Annotated in this window: 22 protein-coding genes and 3 tRNA genes; 15 read left to right on the top strand and 10 right to left on the bottom strand. The window is 70.2% G+C overall.

Features of this window, described 5'->3' with window-relative positions; translation table 11 throughout:
• The 5 genes from OEB96_RS06415 to OEB96_RS06395 form a co-directional block, all read left to right on the top strand.
• A partial coding sequence (locus OEB96_RS06415; protein ID WP_266214559.1) for an AgmX/PglI C-terminal domain-containing protein occupies positions 1–574 on the top strand: 574 nt, incomplete at its 5' end.
• Positions 575–774: 200 nt separating this feature from the next.
• Complete coding sequence (locus OEB96_RS06410) at positions 775–1,848, top strand: hypothetical protein (RefSeq protein ID WP_266214558.1); 1,074 nt, start codon at positions 775–777, stop codon at positions 1,846–1,848.
• 135 nt (positions 1,849–1,983) lie between these two features.
• Positions 1,984–2,679 (top strand): hypothetical protein, encoded by a 696-nt coding sequence (locus tag OEB96_RS06405; RefSeq protein WP_266214557.1) that lies wholly within the window; start codon positions 1,984–1,986, stop codon positions 2,677–2,679.
• Positions 2,680–2,792: 113 nt separating this feature from the next.
• On the top strand, positions 2,793–3,476 hold the full coding sequence (locus tag OEB96_RS06400) for a cysteine hydrolase family protein (protein ID WP_266214556.1): 684 nt from the start codon (positions 2,793–2,795) through the stop codon (positions 3,474–3,476).
• 32 nt (positions 3,477–3,508) lie between these two features.
• Entirely contained in the window at positions 3,509–4,294 is a 786-nt protein-coding gene (locus tag OEB96_RS06395) for a phosphotransferase family protein (protein ID WP_266214555.1), read from the top strand.
• 73 nt (positions 4,295–4,367) lie between these two features.
• Here the strand turns inward: OEB96_RS06395 and OEB96_RS06390 are convergent, their stop codons facing one another.
• The 4 genes from OEB96_RS06390 to OEB96_RS06375 form a co-directional block, all read right to left on the bottom strand.
• Positions 4,368–4,880: a hypothetical protein gene (locus OEB96_RS06390; RefSeq protein ID WP_266214554.1), complete on the bottom strand. Its 513-nt coding sequence runs from the start codon at positions 4,878–4,880 to the stop codon at positions 4,368–4,370.
• A 137-nt stretch (positions 4,881–5,017) separates the two neighbouring features.
• Entirely contained in the window at positions 5,018–5,761 is a 744-nt protein-coding gene (locus tag OEB96_RS06385) for a response regulator transcription factor (protein WP_266214553.1), read from the bottom strand.
• Entirely contained in the window at positions 5,758–7,614 is a 1,857-nt protein-coding gene (locus OEB96_RS06380; RefSeq protein WP_266214552.1) for a sensor histidine kinase, read from the bottom strand. Before OEB96_RS06380 ends, OEB96_RS06385 begins: the two co-directional genes overlap by 4 nt.
• An 88-nt stretch (positions 7,615–7,702) precedes the next feature.
• Positions 7,703–9,460: a vWA domain-containing protein gene (locus OEB96_RS06375; RefSeq protein ID WP_266214551.1), complete on the bottom strand. Its 1,758-nt coding sequence runs from the start codon at positions 9,458–9,460 to the stop codon at positions 7,703–7,705.
• A 182-nt stretch (positions 9,461–9,642) separates the two neighbouring features.
• On the opposite strand from OEB96_RS06375, the gene OEB96_RS06370 reads away from it, so the two are divergent.
• Positions 9,643–10,020 (top strand): hypothetical protein, encoded by a 378-nt coding sequence (locus OEB96_RS06370; protein WP_266214550.1) that lies wholly within the window; start codon positions 9,643–9,645, stop codon positions 10,018–10,020.
• A gap of 18 nt (positions 10,021–10,038) precedes the next feature.
• Here the strand turns inward: OEB96_RS06370 and OEB96_RS06365 are convergent, their stop codons facing one another.
• Positions 10,039–10,659 carry an ExbD/TolR family protein gene (locus tag OEB96_RS06365; protein ID WP_266214549.1) on the bottom strand — a complete coding sequence of 207 codons (621 nt, stop codon included), beginning with the start codon at positions 10,657–10,659 and terminating at the stop codon, positions 10,039–10,041.
• A gap of 277 nt (positions 10,660–10,936) precedes the next feature.
• Between OEB96_RS06365 and OEB96_RS06360 the strand changes: the two genes are divergently transcribed.
• From OEB96_RS06360 to OEB96_RS06345, 4 genes are read left to right on the top strand one after another with little or no spacing between them, the layout of a single operon-like run.
• Entirely contained in the window at positions 10,937–12,607 is a 1,671-nt protein-coding gene (locus tag OEB96_RS06360) for a DUF1588 domain-containing protein (RefSeq protein WP_266214548.1), read from the top strand.
• Complete coding sequence (locus tag OEB96_RS06355; protein ID WP_266214547.1) at positions 12,604–13,986, top strand: DUF1552 domain-containing protein; 1,383 nt, start codon at positions 12,604–12,606, stop codon at positions 13,984–13,986. The genes OEB96_RS06360 and OEB96_RS06355 overlap by 4 nt, the downstream gene beginning before the upstream one ends.
• A complete protein-coding gene (locus OEB96_RS06350; RefSeq protein ID WP_266214546.1) occupies positions 13,986–15,083 on the top strand; it encodes a hypothetical protein in 1,098 nt (365 codons plus the stop codon). The genes OEB96_RS06355 and OEB96_RS06350 overlap by 1 nt, the downstream gene beginning before the upstream one ends.
• A complete protein-coding gene (locus OEB96_RS06345) occupies positions 15,080–16,018 on the top strand; it encodes a class I SAM-dependent methyltransferase (RefSeq protein ID WP_266214545.1) in 939 nt (312 codons plus the stop codon). Before OEB96_RS06350 ends, OEB96_RS06345 begins: the two co-directional genes overlap by 4 nt.
• A gap of 15 nt (positions 16,019–16,033) precedes the next feature.
• Here the strand turns inward: OEB96_RS06345 and OEB96_RS06340 are convergent, their stop codons facing one another.
• The 4 genes from OEB96_RS06340 to OEB96_RS06325 form a co-directional block, all read right to left on the bottom strand.
• Positions 16,034–18,337 carry a bifunctional SulP family inorganic anion transporter/carbonic anhydrase gene (locus tag OEB96_RS06340; RefSeq protein WP_266214544.1) on the bottom strand — a complete coding sequence of 768 codons (2,304 nt, stop codon included), beginning with the start codon at positions 18,335–18,337 and terminating at the stop codon, positions 16,034–16,036.
• A 126-nt stretch (positions 18,338–18,463) separates the two neighbouring features.
• A complete protein-coding gene (locus OEB96_RS06335) occupies positions 18,464–18,865 on the bottom strand; it encodes a hypothetical protein (RefSeq protein WP_266214543.1) in 402 nt (133 codons plus the stop codon).
• A gap of 56 nt (positions 18,866–18,921) precedes the next feature.
• Complete coding sequence (locus tag OEB96_RS06330) at positions 18,922–19,869, bottom strand: SDR family oxidoreductase (protein WP_266214542.1); 948 nt, start codon at positions 19,867–19,869, stop codon at positions 18,922–18,924.
• Positions 19,866–20,714 (bottom strand): 1-acyl-sn-glycerol-3-phosphate acyltransferase, encoded by an 849-nt coding sequence (locus OEB96_RS06325; protein WP_266214541.1) that lies wholly within the window; start codon positions 20,712–20,714, stop codon positions 19,866–19,868. Before OEB96_RS06325 ends, OEB96_RS06330 begins: the two co-directional genes overlap by 4 nt.
• 88 nt (positions 20,715–20,802) lie before the next feature.
• On the opposite strand from OEB96_RS06325, the gene OEB96_RS06320 reads away from it, so the two are divergent.
• The 5 genes from OEB96_RS06320 (at position 20,803) to OEB96_RS06300 (ending at position 23,165) form a co-directional block, all read left to right on the top strand.
• Positions 20,803–21,321 (top strand): hypothetical protein, encoded by a 519-nt coding sequence (locus OEB96_RS06320; protein WP_266214540.1) that lies wholly within the window; start codon positions 20,803–20,805, stop codon positions 21,319–21,321.
• A gap of 68 nt (positions 21,322–21,389) precedes the next feature.
• The gene (locus OEB96_RS06315; protein ID WP_266214539.1) at positions 21,390–22,610 is read left to right on the top strand and encodes a tetratricopeptide repeat protein; all 1,221 of its coding nucleotides are present in this window, start codon (positions 21,390–21,392) and stop codon (positions 22,608–22,610) included.
• Between the two features lie 228 nt (positions 22,611–22,838).
• Positions 22,839–22,913 (top strand) — tRNA-Thr (locus OEB96_RS06310).
• 48 nt (positions 22,914–22,961) lie between these two features.
• Positions 22,962–23,045: transfer RNA gene (locus tag OEB96_RS06305), tRNA-Tyr, on the top strand.
• A 47-nt stretch (positions 23,046–23,092) separates the two neighbouring features.
• Positions 23,093–23,165 (top strand) — tRNA-Gly (locus tag OEB96_RS06300).
• A 936-nt stretch (positions 23,166–24,101) separates the two neighbouring features.
• Here OEB96_RS06300 and OEB96_RS06295 read toward each other — a convergent pair.
• Positions 24,102–24,566 carry a hypothetical protein gene (locus tag OEB96_RS06295; RefSeq protein ID WP_266214538.1) on the bottom strand — a complete coding sequence of 155 codons (465 nt, stop codon included), beginning with the start codon at positions 24,564–24,566 and terminating at the stop codon, positions 24,102–24,104.
• Positions 24,567–24,671: the final 105 nt, after the last annotated feature.

Genomic DNA, 24,671 nt, shown 5'->3' with positions numbered 1-24,671 from the left:
CGCCGCGTTTGCGGTGGGCAATGACGACGAGGACGTGTGGGGCGGTCTGACCGGCACCGAGGTCGGCGAGGCGTTCGGCGTCGGCGGTCTCGGTCTGGTGGGCACCGGTCGCGGTGGTGGTGGTACCGGTGAGGGCACCATCGGCCTCGGCAACACCGGCCTCATCGGCAAAGGTGGCGGCGGCGGTACGGGCTCGGGCTACGGCCGTGGCTCGGGCGCCGGCTTCGGCGGCCGCGGCAAGCGGGTGCCTCGCGTGCGCCAGGCCAAGGCCACGGTCAAGGGCGCGCTCGACAAGGACATCATCCGTCGCGTCGTCCGTGCGCACATCAACGAGGTCCGCTACTGCTACAACCAGGGCCTGGCCCGCGATCCCAACCTCAAGGGCCGCGTGGCGATCCAGTTCACCATCGGACCCACCGGCTCGGTGCCGGTGGCGGTGGTGGCCGACAGCTCGATCAAGGACAGCAACGTCTCCAACTGCGTGGCCAAGGCGGTCAAGCGCTGGAAGTTCCCCAAGCCGCCCGGTGGCGGCAACGCGGTGGTGACGTACCCGTTCGTGCTCGAGCCCGGCTGAGGCCGGCCGGGGCTCGGCCCCGAGGCGCGTCGAGGTCGTCCGAAGACCGGTCGACCCCCAGCCGACTCGCCACCGTCCCTTCCGCCCGCGGGGGTTCGCTCCCGCGGGCGGTCGCGCGTTCGGGGGGAGGCTCCGGGGCCTCGCGGATCGCGCACTTTGCCCGACGTGATCGTTTTCCCCGCCCGGGGCACTCCCCGACCGTGAGCCTCGCCCTTCGTTCCTGTCTCGTCCTTGGCCTGCTGGCCACCAGCGCCTGTGGCCAGGAGGTTCGTTTCACCGACTCGATCGACCTGACCTTCGATCTGTTTCGCCAAAGCGACGCCCTCCACACGCCCTACGTCGTGGGCGCGGAGTTCCGGGTCTGCGCCGATGCCCTCGACGACCATGCACTCTCGGGCATGACCCTGCGCTCGTCCGACGACTCGACCCTCGAGCTGGGTCTCACCGACGAGAACGAGGACGGCGATCGCCTGTGCACCTCGGCCACGGCGCGCGCGGCCGGCGAGGTGGAGATCCTGGTCATGGACGCCGATGACGAGGTCGCCTCGGCCCTCGTCGAGGTCCGCGCTCCCGATCGCGTGGAGCTCTACGCGGCCGGTCCGCTCCTCGTCGACCGCGACGACCTCGATCCCCGCGTGGATCGACCCAAGGTCCTCGCCGGTGGCACGGCCACCTTCGAGGTCCGCTACTTCGACGGCGACACGCGCTTGCATGGTCAGGGCGCGCTCGTCGTCCGCGGCGGTGCCGACGTTCGGGCCGAGGCGGTGGGCACCGTCGTGTTCGAGGACCGCGAGTGGCTCCGCCTCACTCCCAGCGAGGAGGGCGAGCACGAGCTCGGCCTGGCCACTCCCGCCGGCGACCTGCCTCCGGTTCGCATCGACGTCGTCTCCGAAGACGCCATCGCCGACGTGAGCCTCCACGGCGGCGACGAGGGGCAGCGCTCCGAGGGCGATCCCATGGTCGTCTACGCGCAGGCCTACGACGAGGACGACGCCCCGATCTACGGTGTGGAGTACGAGTGGAGCCTGGGCGGCGTGCCCGAGCCCGGCACCGGCGATCTGTTCCGCTACGACCTCGACCTCTCGCAGCGCAACGAGCTCACCGCTCACCTCGGTGAGCTCGATGCGACCGCGCAGATCCACGCCGGCGAGGGCGAGGTCGACTCGTCCAACGAGATCGGCTGCACCATCGGCGGCCGCCGCGGAGGACCGTGGGCGCTGCTGATGCTGGTGGCGGGCATCGCCGCTCGCCGGCGCCGCAAGGCTGCGGCCTGACGGATCCCGCCGTGCTGGCTCCAGTCCGTCGGGGCCCGGCACTGCTCTCCGTGTGAGCCGGAGCGCAGCAAGAACATCCATTCTCGCCCATGCAGCGCTCCCAGCATCGAGTGAAACGGCTTATCATCACGCCCCATGTCCGGCGCCGTGATCAGGATCGGCCTGTTCATTGGTGCACTCGGGCTGGGTTTGGCGTGTCGTCAGCCCAACCCCGAGTGGCTCGGTCCCGCCGTCGAGCACGACAGCGACGAGGCCGAGACGACGGACGGGGCGACAAACGGGACGACGGCCGAGACGGCCGGAACGACGAGCGGAACCGCCGGGACGGCCGACACGGGAACGACGGGCGAGACGGGCGTGAGCGGGACCGAGGCGTCGGGCGATGACACCACGCCGCGGGTCTGCAGCGACCTCGGATCGCTCGGCACCGGTGCGTGCCCGGCGGAGTGCACCGAGTGCATCGACGGGGTCTGCCACATCGCGTGCCCCGACGGGGCGTGTCGAGACGAGCTGGTGACGTGCCCGCAGGGCTGGCACTGCACCGTGGTCTGCGACGGGCGCAACAGCTGTCGCGACTCGACGATCGCCTGCCCCGGCGACGCGGCCTGCACCGTGAGCTGCGCGGATCGAGATGCATGCCGGGAGGCGACGGTCACGTGCGGTGCGGCGGCCTGCATGCTCGCCTGCTCGGCCGACGACAACACCTGCCGGAGCGCGGCGGTGCTCTGCGGCGAAGCCGACGCGCGGGTGTCCTGCGAGGAGCCCGTCATGGACCTCGAGTTGATCCCGGGGCCCGGTTCGTGCGCCTGCGAAGCGCAGGGGTGTACGTGAGCCCCGAGCATCGGCGTGGCGCTCACCCGTGTCGATCGTTCGGCGCTCGATGATCGAGATCGAGCGCGCCTCGGGGCGAGCAGCGCACGGAACCTGCTACCCTCACTCCCACGATGCCGCGCATCCTCATCGACGTCGACACCCAGCACGACTTCGTCTCCCCGCAGGGTGCGCTCCACGTCCCCGCCGACCCCTCCGTGCCCGAGGCCATCGCCAGCCTCCTGCGTCAGGCCGAGACCGCCGGCGATCCGATCCTCGGCTCGGTCGACTCGCATGCCCATGATGCGTGGGAGTTCGCCGACAACGGCGGCCCGTTCCCCCCGCACTGCGTCAAGGGCACGCCGGGCTGGCTTCGCGTCTTCCACGATCGCCCCACCAGGACCCGCTTCATTCCCATGCAGGTCGCGACTTCGGGCGTGGCCAACCTCGTCGGCGAGCGCCACCGCGGTGCGGGCCCGCGGGTCCTCGATGCCGCCGCCCTGGCGGCCGAGGCCCGTGCGGGCATCGGCCTCTACTTCGAGAAGGAGGTCTACTCGCTGTTCTCCAACCCCACCGCCGAGGCGGTGCTGGCCGAGCTCTGCGCCTCGCTCGGTGGACCGCAGGCGGTGACCTTCGACGTGATCGGCTACTGCACGGGGGGGTACTGCGTCGATGCGGCTGCGCTCGGCCTGCGCGAGCGCGGCTATCGAGTGCGCGTGATCGCGGCCGCCACCGCGGCGATCGGAGGCGAGGAAGGCCAGGCGCGGTCTCGCGAGTCGCTCCGTGATGCAGGGGTGGAGTGGGTGGCGAACCGGTGACCCCCCGGCCGGACGGCCGTATCATCGCCCCCGTGCCGGGCTCACCCGCTCGCCTCAGCCTCGATGCGGTCCCCTCGGTCCTGCGAGCCCGGCTGCCCGAGCACGCGGTCCTCACCGCCGCTCGTCACGGCCAGAGCGCCTCGGTCGCGTTCGTCGACGGGATCGAAGGAGAGCCGCTCGTGCTCAAGCATGCGGCCGAGGCCCCCTACGTGACCTGGCTTCGGGCCGAGGCCGAGGTCCTGCGTGCGCTGGCCGACTCGTCGCTGCCCGTCCCCCGCGTGATGGGCGTGCACGGTGACGAGTCCGAGGCGTGGCTGCTGCTCTCGCGTCTGCCCGGCGAGCCGCTGGTCGAGGTGCTCGCGGCCACGCGCGAGGCGGAGCGCCCCGCGTGGTTTCGCGAGCTCGGGCGCCTGCTCGCGGCGATCCACACCACGCCCGTGCCCGGGTGCCTCGTCGAGCGCGACTCCACCCCGTGGTGGCAGCGACCGCGGCCGCCGCTCGATCCCGCCCGCAGCGACGACATGCTCAGTGCCACGCGGCTCCACGGGGCCGAGGCACCGCCGGCCGTGTTCGTGCACGGCGACTTCACCCTCGACAACGTGCTCGGCCGAGACGGCCGCTCGTCGGGGGTGGTCGACTGGGGCGGAGCTGGCCGTGGAGATCCCCGCTACGACGTCGCGCTGGCCCTGACCTCGTCCGCCGAGGGTCGGGTGCAGCTTCCGAGCCCGGCGTGCGTGGCCGCGTTCTACGATGGCTATCTCGAGGTGGTGGCCGACGCCGACGCCGAGCTCCACGCCTACTTCTCGGCGTCGAGGTAGGAAGGCCAAGCCTGCCGACAGCGTCGCCAGGCCCGGCTCCTCGAAGGGTCCGCCAACGACGGCCGAGCACGCTCTAGGCGCAGGTGCCTTCGCCGCAGGCCGCCTCGGCGGGCTTCTTCTTCGCGGGCTTCTTCTTCGCGGTGGGCTTCTTCTTGGCCGAGGTGGTCCCGGTGCTCTCGCGAGCCTCGCTCGTAGGCTCGGTGGCGGTCTCGGGCTCGGCCTCCGCGGTGGGGGCCTCGGCATCGGCAGCCGCCTTGGCACCGCCGCAACCACCCTCGCCGCACTTGCCCTCGGCCTTGGCACCGCCGCAGCCACCTTCGCCCCCGCACTTGCCCTCGGCCTTGGCGCCGCCGCAGCCACCTTCGCCCCCGCACTTGCCCTCGGCCTTGGCACCGCCGCAGCTGGCTTCGCCCCCGCAGCTCCCCTCGGCGGCCGGTGCCGCACCGTCCGAGGCGGGCGGCGTCACCTCCTGGGCATCCTTGGACTTGGCCGCACAGGCGGCCAGGGAGAGCCCGCTTCCCAAGAGCGCGAGCGTACGTGTGATCGACTTGAGATCCATGGTGTGATCCTCGTGGTGCGTTCGCATCGGTCACATCGGTGCGATGCGTTGCGGCCCGGGCCGATGCTAGCATCGAAGCGCCGCCACCGGGCGGGCAGGCCGTGCACGGAAGGACGCGGGCCCCCAACCAATGTTACGGGCCCGCCGCGCCCCGGGCCGCGCGCTCAGGACCCCTGGCCGGCGTCGAGCTCGAGCCGGTAGCCCACGCCGCGCACCGCCTTGATGGTGTAGCCGCAGCCCGCGGTCCAGCCGAGCTTGCGCTTGAGGTTCGAGACGAAATTGTCCACCGTGCGCGGGTCCACCACCACGTCGCTGCCCCAGACCTTCTCGAGGATGGTGTCTCGCGACAGCGCCTTGCCCGGGTTGTCGACCAGGAACACCAGGAGGTCGAATTCGGTGCGCGTCAGGTCGATGGCGCGCCCCCCGGCGCCCACCTCTCCCGAGCCCGCCACCGTCACCGTCCGGGCGTCGCGGTCGATGGCCAGGCCGGGCAGGGCGGGGGCCGACGTGTCCGCCCGCGGGGTGCCGCGTCGCAGGAGCGCGCGGACGCGCGCCAGCAGCTCGCGCAGGCGGTAGGGCTTGGCCAGGTAGTCGTCGGCGCCGGCGTCGAAGCCCTGCACCACGTCGTCCTCGAGCGTGCGGGCGGTCAGCATCAACACCTTGGCGGTCAGGCCCCGCTGCCGCAGCGAGCGGCACACCGCATAGCCGTCGACGTCGGGCAGCATGATGTCGAGCACTACCACGTCGGGGCGCTCGTGCTCGACGGCCTCGAGCGCCGCCCGTCCGCCGTCGACCGCCCGCACGCGGTAGCCCTCGTCCTCGAGGTTGTCGGCGAGGGTGATGCGGAGGTTCTCGTCGTCTTCCACGACGAGCACGAGCGGGTCACCTGGGCTGACGGAGTCGGTCATGCGCGCGCGGTCGCCATGGTACCGGGAAATTCGAGGGCGAACCGCGTGCCCTCCGGAGTCGAGCGCACGATGCGGATGCGACCGCCGTGGGCTTCCATGGTCTTGCGGCAGATCGACAGCCCCAGCCCGCTGCCTCGCGCACGGGTGCCGGCCACGCGTCGAAAGTCCTCGAAGATGCGGGCGTGCTCCTGCACCGGGATCCCGATGCCGTTGTCGGCAATCTCGACCACGAAGCAGTCACGAGCCCATCGGCCCTGCACGCGCAGCTCGATCGGGTGGCGCTCGTTGTAGGTGCAGGCGTTCTTGACCAGGTTGCGCAGCAGCAGCAGCAGCAGCTCGCGGTCGCCGTGCAGCACCACGTCGTCGATGCCCTCCGCGTCGAGCGAGACCTCGTGCACGCCGTACTGCGGCAGATCCTCGAGCACCGCGTCGAGCAGCGGGCGCAGCTCCACGTCGGTGCGCCGCGGCTGCCAGCGCCCCTTGTCGAGGCGGTTGAACGACAGGATGTTCTCCACAAGGAACGACAGCTCGTCGATGTCACGGACGATGCGCTGGGGGTAGTCGCGGGCCGCGGGCACCGCTCGCGTGCGTCGCTCCAGGGTCTCGGCCATCAGCCGAATCGACGCCAGCGGCGTGCGCAGCTCGTGGGACACGGTGGCCACGAAGTCGCTCTTGAGCTCCACGAAGCGGTAGCGGCGTCGCTGCAGCAGCAGCGCGAGCACCACGATCGACAGGGCCAGCGCCGCGCAGGCGGCCACGAACCCGGTCTTGAGCCAGAAGCGCTCCTCGGCCCGCTCCCACGCCGAGCGCAGCCGCGGAGCGTCGACCACGAACGGCAAGGTGTCGAGCGGCGTCGCCTCGTGCAGCGGCGGCAGCGTCACGCGGTCCTCGGGCTGCAGCAGCCCGCGCCGCCGCATCTCCTCCTCGAGCACGTCGACCGCCGCTGGCAGGTCGGCCATCACGCCCCGCACCGAAGAGGCCGAGTGCGGAGCCACGTAGAAGGTGCCGCCCTCCACGCTCACGAGCATGGGCTCGGTCACGCGAGGGGGCAGGGGCACCGGGGCACGCGCGGGTGTCGAGGCGAGCGCCACGAAGTCGTCCACGGGCACGCCGGCCCCGCGCGACAGCGCGGCGATCCGATCGGCGAGGAAGCGAAAGTCCGAGGCCGTGAAGCGATCGCGGCGACGCAGGAGCGCGCGCTGCAGCGCGGCCATGCGCGCCCCGGGATCGCGGCCGAAGCCCTCGCGCAGCAGGCCCATCATCAGCTCGGGCGCGGGCGTCTTGCGCGAGGTGAAGTCGTCGAGCAGCGCGATCATCAGCGGCAGATCGAAGGTCGAGTCGAGCACGAAGCGGTTGCGGTGGCGCAGCACCGCGCGCATCGTCTCGCCGATCTCGACGACCTCGGCCCGCTCGAGCGCGTCGCGAAGCTCGAGGTAGAGCTCGACCCGCCGCTGGGGCGGCGAGCCGGGCTCGAGCTCGGGGGGGATCTCTCGCCGTCGGAGCTGATCGTAGAGGGCGCGAGCCGGCCCCTCCTCGCCGGGCACGAACGCGGTACGCCGCGGCAGGCGCTGGCGGCCATCCTCGATGAGCAGCAGACCCTCGGCCGGGGCCAGCGGATCCTCGGCCGCCTGCTCGATCGCGGGGTGCTGCTCGAGCAGCTGGGCCTGAAGCCGCTGCTCGAGCGTACGGCGGGCGTACTCGGCCAGCACCGCCTCCTGGCTCGCGATGCCATCGCGCGCCTGGTGGCGCTCGTCGATCACGATCGACTCGAGCGCCGCCAGCCCCCACAAGAGCGCCACCAGGCCCACGCCGAGCGCAATCGCGAGCGGGAGCAGTCGACGCATCGAGGGCATGGCAGCAGGCCTAGCCCCCCTGGGGGGGCGTCAGGAGGTTGGCTTGGCCGAGCCGGGTGCGGGGCATGGCAGCGGGCATTGGCGTCCTCTATCGGAGCACGGGGACGCGGTCGAAGTCCATCTGCGCCACCGGAAGGTCGCGCTCGAACTTGTCGCCGCGCTGATCGAGCTCGGCTGCGCGGTCGATCAGCCGGCCGAGCTCGCGCACCTCGGGCCGCTCGCGCAGGCCCTCGTCGATCTGCTGGTAGAGGCGCTGAACGTCGCTCCAGCCGAGGTTGCGGACCCAGTACGACCCGCGCAGCTTCTCCGCGTAGGCGGCCGCCACCACCGACAGCTGGGTCGGCGGCGCTGCATCGGTCCAGGCCCCGCGCACCAGGCTCATCGGCAGATCGCGCTCGATCGCGGTGGAGGTGTCCGAGCGCGGGGTCTTGTAGCGCACCCGCAGCGTGCCCAGGCGCGGGTGCTCGCCGGGCTGCAGCTTGATCTCGTAGAGCGCGGTCACGGTGTGGCCAGCGCCCAGCTCGCCCGCGTCCTTGCGGTCGTCGTCGAAGTCGGAGCGCGACATGCCGCGGTTCTCGTAGCCCAGCAGGCGGTAGCGCGCCACCGCCCGGGGATCGAGCTCGAGCTGGAGCTTGACGTCCTTGGCGATCACCTGGAGCGTGCCCGTGAGGTGGTCCACGAACACGCGCCGCGCCTCGGCCCGGTCGTCCACGTAGGCGTAGTTGCCGTTGCCCTTGTTGGCCAGCTGCTCCATCAAGGTGTCGTTGTAGTCGCCCATCCCCACTCCGATGGTGGTGATGGTGATCCCGCGCGCGGCCTCCTGGGCCACCTGGCGGAGGATCGCCTCGGCCGTGGTCGCCCCGGTGTTGGCCACCCCGTCCGAGCACAGCACGACCCGGTTGATCCCCGCGCCCAGGTTCTGGCGCCCGACCAGCTCGTAGCCCAGGCGCAGGCCCGCCTCCACGTTGGTCGAGCCCTCCGTGTGCAGCTCGTCGACCGCCGACGAGATGGTGGCGTGGTCCGAGCCCGGGGTCGGCGGAAGGATCACGCGGGCCGAGCTGCCGTAGGCCACGATGCCCACGCTGTCGCGCGACTGCAGCTGCTCGATCAACAGGCGCAGCGAGTCCTTGACCAGCTGCAGGCGCCCCTGGCTGCCCATCGAGCCCGACACGTCGATCACGAACACGAGGTTGGCCGCAGGGCGCTGCGCGGCCGCGATCTCCTTGCCCTTCACCCCCAGGTGCAGCACGTGATAGCCGGTGCGCTGGGGCGAGGGCACCACCTCGGCGTGCAGGCTGAAGTCCCCCTCCTCGGGCGGGGCGTAGTGGTAGTCGAAGTAGTTGACGACCTCCTCGACCCGGATCGCATCCTCGTGGGGCAGCTGGCCGCGCTCGAGAAAGCTGCGCGCCATCACGTACGAAGCCGTGTCCACGTCGACGCCGAACGTGGAGAACGGGTTCTCGCGGGTGTCGATGGTGGGGTTGACGCCGTAGTGGGTGAAGAACTGGGCGCGATCGCGGGCCGCCTTCTCCTGCGCCACCGGGTCGGGCTCGGGGTGTGGCGGCTCGGCCTCGCTGGCCTCGGCCACGATGCGGGCCGGCAGGTCGTCCTCGGCCTTGGTCTCGGGAGCCGGGGGCATCGCCCCTTCGGCCATGCGCTCGCCGCCTTCCTCTCGCTTCGCGTCGTCCTTGGCGGCGCGATCGGAGGCCAGCGCCGGGCTCGCCGCCCCGGCGGCCTTCTCGGCGGCGGCCTCGTCGGCATGCTTGGCACAATTGGCCAGCGACGAGAGCGCGAGCGCGGACGCGAGGGTGAGCACGAGCGGACGGGGGGCATGGCGGACGGGCATGGCGGCTCTTGGCGGGGTTGGCTCCTCGTCATTGAACGCGGTGGTCCGAGGGATGGGGAGCACGGGTCGGTCACGCGTTCGTCATCGATTGGTCATTCCCCTCGACGCCACCAGGAACAGCGTTGGAAGGAGGATCCAAGGGGTGTAAGGCGGCACCGGGTCGCGTGCGTTCTTCGGCCCGCATGATGACACATCGGCGCTCTCGTTCACTGCGGCTGGCCTGGCTCACCCTGCTCGTGCTCGGGGCGCTGTCGAGCGTGGCGAGCGCCGCGAGCCCGCAGGCGCCGACTCGCAAGGAACGCATCGAGGAGCTGTGGCTCGACGCGGCGGGCGACTCGGGCTTCGTTCGCACCGTGCCGCTCTACCTCGATGATGCGCCGGCCCACCTGCACTTCGGGCCCGCGTTCTGTGGTCGCAGCCATCGCCTGGGTGAGACCACGCTCCGTGCCCTCCAGGCCGCGCTCGCCAGCGGCCAGCCGGTGCGCATCGATGCCGAGACCTTCGGTGCGGGCGAGGCCCAGCGACGCTGCGTCACCGGGGTAGCCTTGTTCGCGCCCTAGCGGCCTCGGCCGCGGGCGCTACGGCTCGTCGTCGCCGCCGGGATCGAGCCGTCCGGGCGCCCGCGGCGGCCAGGCGAGACCACGACGAAAGTCGGGGGTGTCGTGGTTGGGCGTTCGATCCTTGATGATGGGCTGCCACAGCAAGCAGTCCTCGGGGATCTCCTCGCCCACCATCGCCCCCGCGAGGCGACAGCTCGGGCCGCGCACGGTGTCGAGCGTGGCAACGACGGTGGCGTAGGGCACGTCGGATTCCGCGGTGATCGTGGCCACCGTCTGGTGGGGGAAGCTGCGCTTGAACTCGCGGACCCGGGCCTCGAGCGCCTGATGATCGTGACCGGCCGACGACGCACCGATGCGCTGCCAGGCGGGCTCGCCGGAGGTGCGGCTGAAGAAGCCATCGTAGGCGATCGCGATCTCGAGCTCGGTGTCGCGGCCACAGCGGATCACCCCATCGTCGGGCCCGTCACCGCCGTAGAGCGGCGTGCTCACGAAGATCGCCGCGTACTCGAGCACGTGGGCCATGAGCACCAGCGCGGGCACCAGCACCAACAGCACGCTCAGGATCCCCAGGTTGGCGGTCTCCATCGCGCGCTCGTCGAACTCCACCTCGCGTCGTCGACGTTGCCTCGTGCTGCTCACCTCTCCTTGGAAACGGCAGCATCCCGCTCGGTTCGTCGCCCGTGCCGACGTCGTCTCGGAGCCCACGGTCTGGGCGCGACATCAGCCATCGAGCGATGTGCTGGCAAGATGGCAAACGCCGATTTCAGTCCCGTAGAACGCCATTCGACCCGTTCTTCTGCATTGCGGCTGCACCTGGGTCCGGGTACTCTGATGTAGGATGATGGTGCAGGGGGACCAAGGGTGGGGCCAACAATGGGTTCGGGGGCGGGCCTGCCTAGGGGCGCTGCTGCTGGCCGTGGCCAGCGGTTGCTACACCGGTCTCGACGACGGCCGGCTCGGGCAGGACACCGAGAGCGGGGGCTCGGTCGACGGCGACGGCGACGGTGATGGCGACTCGGGTGACGATGGCGTCGCGGCCCAGTGCGCCGAGCAAGGGGGCCCGTCGGTGGGCGTCTCGGGCATGCGCCTGCTGACCGGCTACGAGTACGACAACACCGTTCGCGAGCTGCTGGGCGACGACACGCAGCCCTCGCTGGCGTTCCCCCCGGAGAACCAGACCACCGCGTTCGAGAACAACTACCTCGACCATCGCGCCAGCAAGGATCTCGTGCGGGTCTACATGGACGTGGCCGAGGACGTGGCCGCGCGGGCGGTGAGCGAGCGGCTCGTCGCGGTGCTGCCCTGTGATCCGCTCGCCATCGGCGAGACCGAGTGCGGGCACGCGTTCGTCGAGCGCCACCTGCCCCGGGCGTTCCGCCGCCCGATCGAGCCGGCCGAGCGGGCCTCGTTCGTGGCCCTGTTCGACGAGGCTCACGCCCAGCACGGGTTCTCCGAGGCGGTCTCGCTGGTGATCCAGGCCAGTCTGCAGTCCCCGCAGTTCCTCTACCGGGTGGAGCTCGTCCCCGACGACGCCATGCCCGGAGACGTGCTGCCGGTCACCGGCTACGAGATGGCCTCGCGGCTGTCCTACTTCCTCACCGCCTCGATGCCCGACCCCGAGCTGCTCGCCGCCGCGGCCGAAGGTGGCCTGGCCACCCGCGACGAGGTCGAGGCTCAGGCGCGGCGCCTCTTGGACAGCGACGGCGGCCGCGGGGCGATCCGCGAGTTCCATCGCCAGTGGCTCGATCTGTCGGGCCTGACCTCGGTCTCCAAGGATCCGGCGATGTTCGCCGGGCTGCCGCCCACGGTGGGCGACGACTGGCGCCAGAGCGTCGAGCGCTTTGCCGAGCACGTGTTCTTCGATGGCGGCGGCACGGTGGACGATCTGCTGAGCTCCGAGCTCGCGTTCCTGCCCCCCGCGCTGTCGGCATGGTACGAGGTGAGCGAGGTCGACCCCGAGACCGGCGCCGCGATCCTGACCGGCGACCGTGCGGGCCTGCTGACCCAGCCCGGGCTGCTGGCCCTGCTGGCCTACCCCAACCAGAGCTCGCCGGTGGCGCGCGGAGTGTTCGTGCGCGAGCGCATGCTGTGCCAGCACCTGCCGCCGCCGCCCAACGACATCCAGATCGAGCCACCCGATCCCGATCCCAACGCCACCACGCGCGAGCGCTTTGCCCAGCACACCGAGGATCCCTCGTGCGCCGGGTGCCACTCGCTCATCGATCCGCTCGGCTTCGGCTTCGAGCACTACGATGCCATCGGGCGCTGGCGCACCGAGGAGAACGGGCTGCCCGTCGACGCCTCGGGCAGCCTCGAGGCCATCGAGGACGCCGAGCAGTCCGGGGCCTACGACGGCGCGGTGGAGCTGGCCCAGCGACTGTCCGCCTCCACCGATTTCAGCGACTGCGTGACCCATCAATGGGCGACCTTCGCCCTGGGTCGCGAGCCCACCGAGGACGACCTGTGTGCCATGGAGGAGATCCGTCAGACCTTGGCCGACGCGGATGGTGACCTGCGAGAGCTGCTGGTCGCCATCACCACCTCGGACGCCTTCCGCTTCCGCACCGTAGAGGGAGGTGGCCAGTGACTCGCAAGCACTTGCGGCCCTCGTTGGCGGCCTCCGGTCGCCGCTCGTTCCTGCGCGGCGCCGCCGGGGCTGCGTTCGCCTTGCCGCTGTTGCAGATGCACCAGCGCACGGCCCACGCCGAGGCCGGGATCGCCGAGGACGGCTTCCCGCTGCGCTTCGTGGTGTTCTTCCATCCCAACGGCGTCTGGCCGCCCACCTGGTGGCCGCAGGGCAACCCCACCGAGAACCAGTTCGAGCTGGCCAGCAGCCTGCAGCCGCTGCAGCCGTTCAAGGATCAGCTGCTCATCCTCGACGGGGTCGACATGCCGGCCGCCGACGCCGGGCCTGGCGAGGATCACCAGCAGGGCATGGGCGCCGTGCTCTCGGGCATGGCGCTGCAAGCCGGCGGCTTCGTGGGCGGCGACGGCTCGCTCGCGGGGTGGGGCAACGGCATCTCCGTCGATCAGGTCATCGCCCAGCACATCGGCGGCACCACGCCGTTCGGCAGCCTCGAATTCGGCGTGCGGGCCAGCGCCTTCGGCGGCTCGGAGGTGCGGACCCGGATGGTCTATGCCGGCCCCGCGCAGCCCATCTCGCCCATCGACGATCCGGTCGCGATGTGGAACCTCTTGTTCTCCGAGCTGAACCTCTCGCCCTCGGAGATGGCGGTCCTGCGGGCCAAGCGGGTCTCGGTGCTCGACACCGTGCAGGGCCAGTTCGCGGCGCTCGAGGCCCGCGCGGGCGCGGAGGATCGCCTGCGTCTGCAGCAGCACGCGGCGCTGGTGACCGAGCTCGAGACTCGGCTCTCCACCGAGCCCGTGCTCGGCGAGTCCTGCGTCATCCCGGCCGCTCCCCCCGCCCTCAATCCCGACAGCGCCGGCACCATGGACCAGATCTCCACGCTGCAGCTGGACATGATGGTCATGGCCTTCGCCTGCGACCTGACGCGGGTGGCCAGCATCCAGTACAGCAACGGGATGAACCACACCCAGTTCCCCTGGATCGGCAGCTCCACCGACGGCCACGCGCTCTCGCACGCGGGAATGACCGACGAGGCCTCGTGGGCCGAGTGGTCCATGCGCGAGCGCTGGTACGGCACCCAGTTTGCCCACCTCATGCAGCGCATGAGCGAGATCCCGGAGGGCGACGGCACCATGCTCGATCACACCGTGATCCTCTGGGTCAACGAGCTGTCCCAGGGCAACACCCACAGCCACGAGCGCATGCCGTTCGTGCTCGGGGGCAACCTCGCGGGCCACTTTCGCACCGGGCGCTACCTCGCCTACGACCACCAGCCGCACAACAACCTCTTGCTGTCGCTGGTGCATGCGTTCGGGATCGACCAGGCCACCTTCGGCGATCCGGCCTTCTGCACCGGTCCCTTGCCCGGGCTCACGTGATGCCAGCGGAGGCCTCGGCGAGGGGGTTGGGCCTCGGGCTCGTGGCGCTCGCGCTGCTCGGTGCGCCGGGCCGCGCGATGGCGGCGGGCCCGGTGGGCACGCTGGTGGTCGACTGCACCGGCATCGAGGGATGGGCGCAGGAGCCCGACATGCCCGATGCCTTCATCGACGTGCACCTCTACTTCAATGGCCCCGCCGGAGATCCGGCCGCCTCCGCGATCGCCGTCCATGCCGGCGAGGTGCTGGCATCCGGCTGCATGGGGGCCGAGTGCATGCACGGGTATCGATCGGAGCTGCCGATGGGCGTGCTCGACGCTGGCGATCACGCCGTGCATGCCTATGGGATCGATCTCACCGGCGATCCCAACCTCGAGATCGGCTCCGGGGTGCTCTCGTGCCCGCCGCTCCCGATCGTGGGCGGGGAGAAGCGGCACATCGTGTCTCCGGAGATCCTCGGCGCCTGGCAATTCTCGGTGTTCTTCGATCGCCTGATCGTCCCCGACACCACCATCGCCAGCCTGCCGCAGGCCGGCTCCATCGACGTGGGCCCCCAGCTGCGGGTCGACGGGACCGGAGGGCTGTGGCTGGTCGACGCGGGGTTCCTGCGCGAGGTCCCGGCCGAGGTCGCCCCGGCGTGGCGGCTCGATCCCGCGGCGGCGGTGGCCTTGACGCCCGAGGAGCAGGCGCTGCCCGAGGGCACGCCGCTGCGACCGCGCCCGATCTTGCTGCAAGGGACCATGCCCGAGGTCTACCTGCTCGACGACCACCAGTGCGGGGCCGATGATCCACACCCGGACTGCGTCCCCGACGAAGGGACCACCACCGACGGCGGCGAGCCTCCGGCGGATGGATCCTCCTCGGGCGAGGCACCCGATGGCGGCACCCAGGGCGAGACCGGCGGGGGAGCGGGCGAGGACACGGGAACCGGACCGAGCGTGCCCGGAGCAACGTTCGGCACCGAGGACGACCCGGCGGCCGAGGGTTGTGGCTGCCGGTCGTGGGGGCGCTCCGGAAGCGCGTGGGCGTGGCTGGCCCCGTGGCTCGCGGTGCTGCTCGCCCGCCGGCGCCGCGGTCATGGTCTACCCTCGCACCCATGACCGACGCGCCCGAATACGCCGACCCTGCGCGCTACGCCGAGCTCACCGGCTTCGTCGGCGAGTGGCGTGATCTGTTTTGGAATCGGGACTTCCTCGAGCTGATGGCCCGGCGCTGGCGGCTGCACGAGGCCCGCGAGGTGCTCGACGTGGGCTGCGGTGCGGGGCACTGGGGGCGTACGGTCCTGCGCTTGCTCCCCGAGCACGCGACCGTGGTCGGTGTCGATCGCGAGCCGGCGTTCCTCGAGATGGCGCGCGAGCAGGCCGAGGCGCACGGGCTCGCCGCGCGCATGTCGTTTTGCGAGGGCACGGTGGAGGCGCTGCCGTTCGATGACGATCGCTTCGATGTGGTCACCTGTCAGCTCGTGCTCATTCACGTGGCCGACGTGGAGGTGGCGCTGCGCGAGATGATCCGCGTGACCCGGCCCGGCGGGCTCGTCGTGGTGGCCGAGCCCGACAACCGCGCGGGCAACCTGGCCCTGCTCAATGGCCATCCTGCGCTCGAGGACGACGAGATCGCCGCGCTCGTGCTCTTGATGATCGTGTGCGAGCGCGGCAAGCAGCAGCTGCACGAGGGCAACCAGTCGGTGGGAGGCCTGCTCCCCGGTCTGTTTCGCGCGGCCGGCCTGCACGACGTGCGCGCCCATGCCAACGATCGCTGCATCGACCTGGCACCCCCCTACCAGGAACCCGCCATGCGCGTCGCGCTGGAGCAGGAGCTCGCGTGGGCCCGCGAGGGCATCAGCAACCTCATCGGGACCCGCGCCGACTCCCGCCGCCTGTTCCTCGCCGGAGGCGGGACCGAGGCGGCGTTCGAGTCGGCGTGGGGGGTGATGGAGCGGTGGATGCAGCTGTTCACGGAGGGCGTCGACCAGGGCACCTACCACGCCGCGCGTGGCTTCTTGTTCTACCTGTGCTCGGGTCGCAAGCCCGGCTGAGCCGGGCAGGGGTCTTCAGGATGCGCGCAGCCCGAGCGCGTCGTCGAGCATGAACTCCATCTTCCCCGTGCTCACGTCGTAGAGCACGCCGACCACCGCGATCCGGCGCTCCTCGACCAGCCGGCGCATCGTGTCGCTCTGATCGACGATCCCCCGTACCACGCTCTTGACGTTGCTGCGCGCGACGGCGTCCACGAACGTCTCCTTGCGTTCCTTGGGCCACTTGGCCACCGGCTCGCCTTCGGGCAGCTCGACCAGCTGCTGGATCTCGTCGAGCACGTGATCGAGGTGCTGGCAGCCGGTCTTCTCCTGGGCCGTCGCGCTGACCCCGGCCAGGTCGACCGCGGCCGTGACCGCGCCACAGCGGGTGTGGCCCATCACCACCACCAGGCGCGACCCCGCCACCGCACAGCCGTACTCCATGCTGCCCAGCACCTTGGGGCTGAGCACGTTGCCGGCCACCCTCACGCTGAAGATGTCGCCCAGGCCCATGTCGAACACCAGCTCGGCGGGGGTGCGCGAGTCGATGCAGCTGAGCACCACCGCCAGCGGATGCTGACCGCGGGCCGTGGCGCCCACTTGTCGGGCCAGGTCGCGGTTCAGCCGTCGGCCCTCCACGAAGCGCTGGTTGCCCTGGCGCAGGATCTCCATCACCTGCTTCGGCGAGACCTCGTCCTGGAGCTCGCGCGTCGAGTAGTCCACGAACTGGATCTCGTCGTGCAGCTCGTACGCGTCGTGAAAGCCCGTCATGCTCAGCTGGATGCCGCGGGCCGGGGCCGTCACGTCGCGGTACTCGCGGATGAGCGCCAGGATGTCCGGATCGATGTAGTCGGTCGCGGTGGCGTCGAGCAGCACGTGACCTCCCCGGGGGGCCTCGTGGAGCGCCCGCTCGAGCGCGCTGAGGTTGAGGAACGTGACCAGCTCGGGCAGCTCGATGTGGAGCACCTCGTTGGCGAGGTGCTTCTCGGAGATCCGCCGCAAGCGGCGACGCGAGTGTCGGCTGAGAATGAAGCCCAGGCTCACCGCCATGCCGATGCCCAGGCCCACCAGCAGATCGGTGAACACGATGCCCACCACGGTGGCTGCGAACGGCATGAATTGATCCCGACCGCCGGCCCACATCTGACGCATGAGCTTGGGGCTCGCGAGCTTGAAGCCCGTGACCAACAGGATCGCGGCCAGGCACGACAGCGGGATGCGGTTGAGCAGGGTGGGCAAGAACAGCACTGAGACCAGCAGCAGCACGCCGTGCCAGATCGTCGAGAGCTTCGTGGCCGCTCCCGAGTAGACGTTGACCGATCCGCGGATGATCACCGACGTGACCGGGATGCCCCCGAGCAATCCACTCGCGATGTTGCCCGCCCCCTGCGCCACGAGCTCGCGGTTGGAAGGCGAGACCCGCTGCTCGGGGTCGAGCTTGTCGACCGCCTCGAGGTTCAGGATCGACTCGAGCGAGGCCACGATCGCGATGGTCACCGCCGCCGTGTAGATCGCGGGGTTGCTCCACTGCGAGAAGTCCGGGAAGCGCAGCAGCGCGGCCATGCCCGCCAGGTCCTTGGCCACGGGCACCTGGACCAGGTGGCTGCCGCCGACGGCCCAGGTCTCACCCATCGAGTCGAACGCAACCTGCAGGACCAGCCCCAGGACCACCACCACGAGCGGGGCAGGCACGCGCGAGCCCGACAGTCGCTTGTTCTTGGCCCACACCGCGAGCACCACCACCGACAGCAGCCCGATGACCGCCGCACCCACGTGCAGGTCCTGGGCGATCTCCAGCAGCTCCGAGAAGGTGTTCTCCTTGTCCGGCTGCTCGAACGCCATCTCGCCCTCGGGATCGGTGTCGTGGCCGAGCACGTGGGGGAACTGCTTGAGGATCAGGATGATGCCGATGGCCGCGAGCAGGCCCTTGATCACGCTGGTGGGCACGAAGTCCGAGAACGCGCCGGCCTTCGCGAGCCCCAGCGCGATCTGCATGACGCCTGCGATCGCCACCGCCAGCAGGAACGCATCGAACGAGCCGAGCGTCGCGATCTGGGCCAGCACCACGGCGGTCAGGCCCGCCGCCGGGCCGCTCACGCTCGTGTGAGAGCCGCTGATGGCACCCACCACGAGGCCACCCATGATGCCGGCCACGATCCCGGAGAACAGCGGTGCGCCCGAGGCGAGCGCGATGCCGAGGCACAGCGGCAGCGCCACCAGGAACACGACCAGCCCGGCGGTCAGGTCGCGGCCAATGGTCTCCTTGGAGAACAGCGGGATGTCGACGAGGGAGGCGGAGAGGCTCTGCTGGGGGGAAGGGGAATCGGAATTGGTGGACATTCGAGATTACGCGCAAGGACGAGACGGGTGAACGAACGATGGCCGGGGATCCAGCGCTCACACCCTCACGGCCCCCCTCCGCACGGGAGGCGCGAGAGGGGCACGTGACCAGAGCGAGAGCGCTGCTCAGGCGATCGCGTCGTCGTCGTCGTCGGGCGGCGGCCTTCGCCGAGGTCGAGGCCAGCTCGTGGCCTCGGGCTCGCGGGCCTTGGGCCCGAGCTGCGTGGGTGCGCGCAGCTTGGCCAGGGGGCGGCTCGGCAGCGGGCGCGCGTGTTCAGAGCCCCGCGGGCTCACGCGAACCTCGGAGCGGTGCCGGGTCAGCGACTCGCCGGCCTCGCCGAGCTCGATCTCGAGCTCGATGTTCGTCTCGCCCTCGCCCTCGCCTCGAGCCGGCGTGATGGTCGCCGAGGCGAGCGTGCCGAGCACGAACACCATCGCGAGACCGAGGCGGAGGAACCACGCCCGACCGGTACGCGAGGAGGGGAGCCAGCTCCACCCGGAGCGGGCGGTGGGCGACGGAGCGTCCACGGACCGGGAGCCTAGCATGGGCCCGTCGCGGTCGACGAGCCCACGGGACGAACTCGCTACCGAGCGTCGGTCGCCACGCGGAAGTCGTGCAGCGTGGTGTCCTCGTCGTGCTTGGCCTGCCACCCGGTTGCACCATGGAACGCCGAGCTGTCGATCACGACGGGATGCTTGACGTGCTCGAGCGCACCGGGGGGCAGGCGTGGCAGCCCGAAGCGACCGAGCAGGAGGTTGAACGCCAGCTCGGGCAGGGGGACCGCGACCCGGCCGGCCTGGCGGATCATCACCGACAGCGGAACGGGCGGGGGCCCGGCCACGTTGAACACCCCACGCAAGCCTCTGCCGTCGTTGCCGCCATCACGGTGGCCGAGGGCAGTGCAGATTGCATCGGCTGCATCGAGCTCGTGCACGAATTGGAACAGGGGATCGAATCCCAGCACCATCGGCACCCGAGGTCCTCGCAGGAACGACGCGAGCGTTCCCTGTCGTAGCGGACCCAGCGTGTAACAGATCCGTAGCACCGCGGTGTCGACCTCGGGGTAGCGCCACAGCGCCGAGCCGGCGTAGAGGTCGGCGGCGACCAGGTCGGACAGCTCCGGGAACGTGTGCACCGCCATCGGAGGCTCGGACTCGGTGTGATAGAGCGCCGAGTCGGGGCCGGCTCCGTAGTACGTGTGACGACCCACGAAGATCGCCCGCTTGACCCCATAGGTATGGCAGTGATCGAACACCGCCTGGGTCCCGCCGAGGTTGATGCGAAAGCGGTCCTCGCTGCGGTGGGTCAGGTGGGTGACCGTGGCCATGTGGATCAAGGCCTCGGGCAGCTGGGTGCGGAACACGTCCTCGGCGGGCCGCTTGCGGATGTCGTGCTGGAACACCCGAATGCCATCCGGTGGGTGGTACCAGGGGCGACGATCGATGCCGATCACCTCGTGACCGGCATCGAGCAGGCGGGTGGCGACGAGGCGCCCGATGGCGCCGGCGATTCCGGTGACGAGGACCTTCATCCGAAGTCGATCTCCGTGCTCGACAGGCGCCCCTCACGGAGGGCACGACCCTGGGTGAGGAGGCTGGCGATGCGGTTCTTGATCGCGGCCACGTGCCCTGCGATGACCTCGTCGGAATCGGAGGGGCTGCCCTGCAGCATCATCGGTCGCCCGTAGACGAGCTTGAGCGAGACCGGCAGGGGCACGGGCGCGACGTAGGGGGTGACCGGCAGGTAGGGCACGCCAAGCAGCTTGCCCGCGCGGTAGAGATTGGCCACGGTGGGAATGGCCTCACCACCACCCACGAACGCGAACGGCACGATGGGGGTGCTCGTCTGCAGCGCCAGGCGCACGAAGCCGGTGCCGAAGCCCACCAGCGAGTCGCGCTCGCGGTAGAGCTTGGCCGTTCCACGGGCGCCCTCGGGGAACACCAGCAGCAGGCGCTCGTCCTCGAGCAGGCGCACGCAGTGCTCGGGAAGGCCGGTGAGCTGCCCGATGCGGCTGGTGAACCAGGCGAGGAACGGGACCTTCTGGATGAACTTCTCGACCATGCCCTGGGCCAGCCGCGGGGGCTCCAGCTCGAAGAACGCCGAGGCGATCACCATGACCGCATCGAGGGCCACGCCCCCGGAGTGGTTGCCCACCAGCATGGCGCGACCTCGCGGCGGGACGTGCCCGGTCCCGAGCACCTCCACGTCGAAGTAGCGCCGGTAGAACCACCCGATGAGCGTGTAGAGCCGGGCCAGCTCGCGCTTGTCGATGCCGTAGGGATCCACGCCGTGGCGATTGAACGGCAGCTCCAGGGCGTCCACGCGAGCGGCGACCTGGGGATCGATGGGGAGCGGGATCAGACTGGCGGGGATCATCCGCGGCCTCACGATCGCGCAGGGGCGCCGCGAACGCAAGGCGCGGCGCCCCATTCCGTCGTGCACGCCGTTGGGATATGAAGGATGCATGCGTGGAGCCGGTCGTGTCCGAATCGTTCTCGGTCTCGTCCTCACGGCGGGGGCCCTCACGGCGGGGGTGGCCTGCGGTGCACTGCGGCAGAACCTCCGCAGTCAGTTCGTGTCGTACCGCGGAGCGTGGTCGTGCGCCGCGCCCGGCTGCAGCAGCAGCGACGTGGTGCAGTCCAAGTCGGGCGACACCAAGGGCGAGCTGCGGATCAACGACGTCGAGCTCCAGCCGCACGCCGGCCTGGTGTTCTATCCCGGCGTCCCGGTCCAGGGGATGACCGCCACCGTTCGCGACTGCAAGGGCAAGAGCAAGGACGTCCCCGACGACAAGGTGCAGCCGCCGGGCCGGCATCGGATCAAGTCGGAGCCCGACAGCTGGGTGATCTGGCTCGACGAGAAGCTCGTGTCCGAGCTCGAGGTGGGCACGGGCGACTGCGCCGTGCTCGTCGTCAAGACCCACTCCACCTGGGACGACGGCAGCGTCTACGACGCCGAGGGAGCGGTCTCGATCGGGAAGTGATGGGCGCGGGAGCGATCGCCACGAGGCGCGTGCTGGGCATGCGCGTGCTTGGCATGCGCTTGTTTGGCATGCACGTGCTGCGTGTGGGGGTGCTGGGCATGGGCGTGCTGGGCACGGGCTGCGCGCGGGGCACGGGGGCGAGCACCCAGCCCCCCGTTTCGCACGAGGCGGAGCGCGGTGCGACCGAGGCGTTCGTCGAGGGCGGCCGGGACTCGGAGCCCCCGCTCGATCCTCGTGCGGTGCTCGCCCAGGCCGAGGTTGCGCTCGGAGCCGACGAGGCCGCCCGCGCCGTCGCGTTGTTCGGTCGGGCACTCGCGTCCGAGGGGCTGCCCCCCGAGGACGCGGCACCGGCATGGATCGGTCTGGCGCAGGCTCACGAGAAGCTCCGCGATTGCCTCGCGGCGGTGCGCGCCTACGAGATCTATCTGCAGCGCTTTCCCCAGGGGGAGCACGTGGTGCTGGCGCAAGCGCGGCGCGGCGCCTGCGAGGCCGAGCTCGAGCAGTGGGACCGCTCGGTGCTCACCTATCATGCGATCGCCGAGCGATCCGACCAGCTCCCGAGCGTGAAGGTCGAGGCGCTGGCCCGCGAGGGCTACGCCCTGTTCATGCTCGATCGCATGGACGAGGCCGATGCTCGGCTCGCGCTCGCCGACGTCGTCCATGACCAGGCCGTGGAGCAACACACCGAGCGCTTCAGCAACACCTACTTCGTCGGCATGGCCCGTTTCTATCGCGCGGCCATCCTCCATCGCCGCTTTCGCGACGTGGAGATCCGCCTGCCCGAGAAGGTGATGGAGGCTGCATTCAAGGCCAAGCTCGAGCTGCTCGTGCAGGCCCAGGACGCCTACAACCGCGCGATCTCGGCCAAGCACATGTTCTGGGTCTCGGCGTCCGGCTACCAGCTCGGCCACCTGTTCTCGGAGCTCTACGACGCCCTCATGTATGCGCCGGTCCCCGAGTGGCTCGACGAGCGCCAGCGCGAGATCTACTTCGAGGAGCTCAAGAAGCAGCTGCGGCCCGTGGTGACCAAGGCGATCTGGGTGTTCGAGAAGAACCTCGAGACCGCGCGGCGCCTCGGCTACGAGAGCGACTTCATCGAGCGCACCGAGACCAAGCTCGGCCACCTGCAGGCGGTGCTCCTGTCCGACGAGGCCACGCTCGGCCAGCCACACCCGTACCTGACCCGGGAGTCATCGGAGGCGATCGATGCGCCGGGCGGGGGTGAGGGCAACGAGTCGGTCACGGCCTCCGACCGCAAGCTGTTCGTGCCCCGACCGACGCCGCTCTGAGAGGGGCAGGGAAGGGGGCGGGGAGGGAGGATGCTGGGCCATCCACGCCGATGCCGGCCGGGCATCCCGGTTGACACCATCCCGACCCAAGGCTATACACCGCGCCCCGAATGCCCGTTCGGCGCCCCTTGGCGCTCCGCGGGGCCAGCGCATCGATCCAAGGGTCGACGACCCTCGCTTCCTTTCTTAAGCTTCCTTTCCGTACGCAGGAGGAGACCCTTCAACAGCGCTGGCGTAGCTCAACGGTAGAGCACCGGTTTTGTAAACCGGGGGTTGCGGGTTCGAATCCCATCGCCAGCTCCACCGCTCCTCCGAGCTTGCCTTTCGAACGACGAGCCCACGGCTCACCATGGATGGGTGCCCGAGATGGCCAAAGGGAGCGGACTGTAAATCCGCCGCGTTATCGCTTCGTAGGTTCGAATCCTACCCCATCCACTCTACTCCCCACCGCGGCCCGCCGAGGTGGGATCCTTCATGCTCCTGCGGGAGTAGCTCAGTTGGTAGAGCGTCAGCCTTCCAAGCTGAATGTCGCGAGTTCGACCCTCGTCTCCCGCTCCCCGAAAAAGCCCCGAATAGGGGCTTTTTCATTTTGGCGGGGTGGCTACCGGGCACATACCGGGCACAGCGGAGGGGGAGTGCCTGGCCGGTGGAGCGAGGGCTCGCCGACGGCACGGCCCTGTCGGATGGGTCGAGCGCCAATCCGGTAGGTGCGGATCTTGCGAGCGGGTCGTGGTGGAACTCACCCGGGTGGGGGCTGAAAGGCGACACGCCCGGTCGACTTGGCTGGCCTGGCCCCGAGAGGTCCGCGCTAGGCGCGAACCGTCGGCTGTATCACTCGCCGTGAGCACCTGCACGTCCGATGGGGGACCCGCTCGCTCGCATCCTGGTGCGCGTCAGCGACGGAGCGTAGCGCTCGGCGGTCGTACGAGCAGCCTCGCCCTCCAGTGGGACGCACTGGTGCGCGAGCAGGCGGGCCCACGAGCGCGCCGCCCATGGTGCGCTCGTGGGAAGTGGGAAGGAACTCCATGCTTCGCAGGCTACGTCAGCGCTCGCGCTAGCGTCTGCCAGATGGCCGTAGGCTCGGCGGTTCCCCGCACCCGCTCGAGGGCCGACCGCAACAGCTGCGTGCCAGGCCGCTTGACCACGATCGAAGCCTGGCGCCAGGCCGAGCATCGCCGACGAGACCCGAGCATCTCGCCGGCCCCGAGCCTGCCTGCCGCGTGCTCGCCGCACACCGCCGAGACCTCACCCTCGAGTACGACCGCCAACCCGCGCACGCCATCGTCACAGCTTCGCGACGAGCCTGTTGGGGAGCGGGTCGACCTTCGAACGGTGCAGATGCTGCTGGGCCATCGAAGCATCTGCTCGACCGTGGAGTACATCCACATTGCCATGGGTCAGTTCCAGTGGGCCAAGGGCGATCAACGCAAGGCATGCTATCTGGCGATCAATGCATTCGACGGCCGTTGTGCCACGCGTCCAACGGACCTTCTATGGGCTCTCAGGACAGTTTCCGACACCAGAAATCTTGCTGATGCTCGGATATGCCGTTCCGTTCGCAAGAATGGTGAATTCGACATCGCATACGAGGCCATAGCCAGTTGCCCGCACCCACACATGCGATGTGTAGAACGTACCTGTCACGTTGGTCTGCTTCCACGACCAGTTTGCGGGATAGTTCCAACTCTTGCTGAGTACATTGCCGTTCGTGGCTGATACGCCCACCCTGAACTTGATGCAGTTGGAACCCCAGCCTGTGTTTCGGATCTTCGAATATGCCTCACCAAGGTAGTTCCCGCGCTGGATCTGAAAGCCGCATCCCATGTAGCTGGTGCTGACTGCGACGTTCTCGGGAAACGTGGCCGGAAAGCTCGCTGCGTTCGCAGTACCCGCCCAGGGGAGAATGCTCGTGAGACTGAGGAATGCAGTAAAACGAAGACGCGCCTTACTTGACATGAATGCCTCCGATACAATTAGTGGGTACCCCTCGACGAGGAGATCATCTTGCCAAGGCGCATCAACTCGACACCAAGGCTCAAGGACCAACCATATCCGCCCACG

The sequence above is a fragment of the Paraliomyxa miuraensis genome, assembly GCF_026337845.1.
Taxonomy (GTDB): domain Bacteria; phylum Myxococcota_A; class Polyangia; order Nannocystales; family Nannocystaceae; genus Paraliomyxa; species Paraliomyxa miuraensis.
Note: the sequence above shows the minus strand (reverse complement) of the source record. Positions and strands in the feature narration are given on the sequence as shown.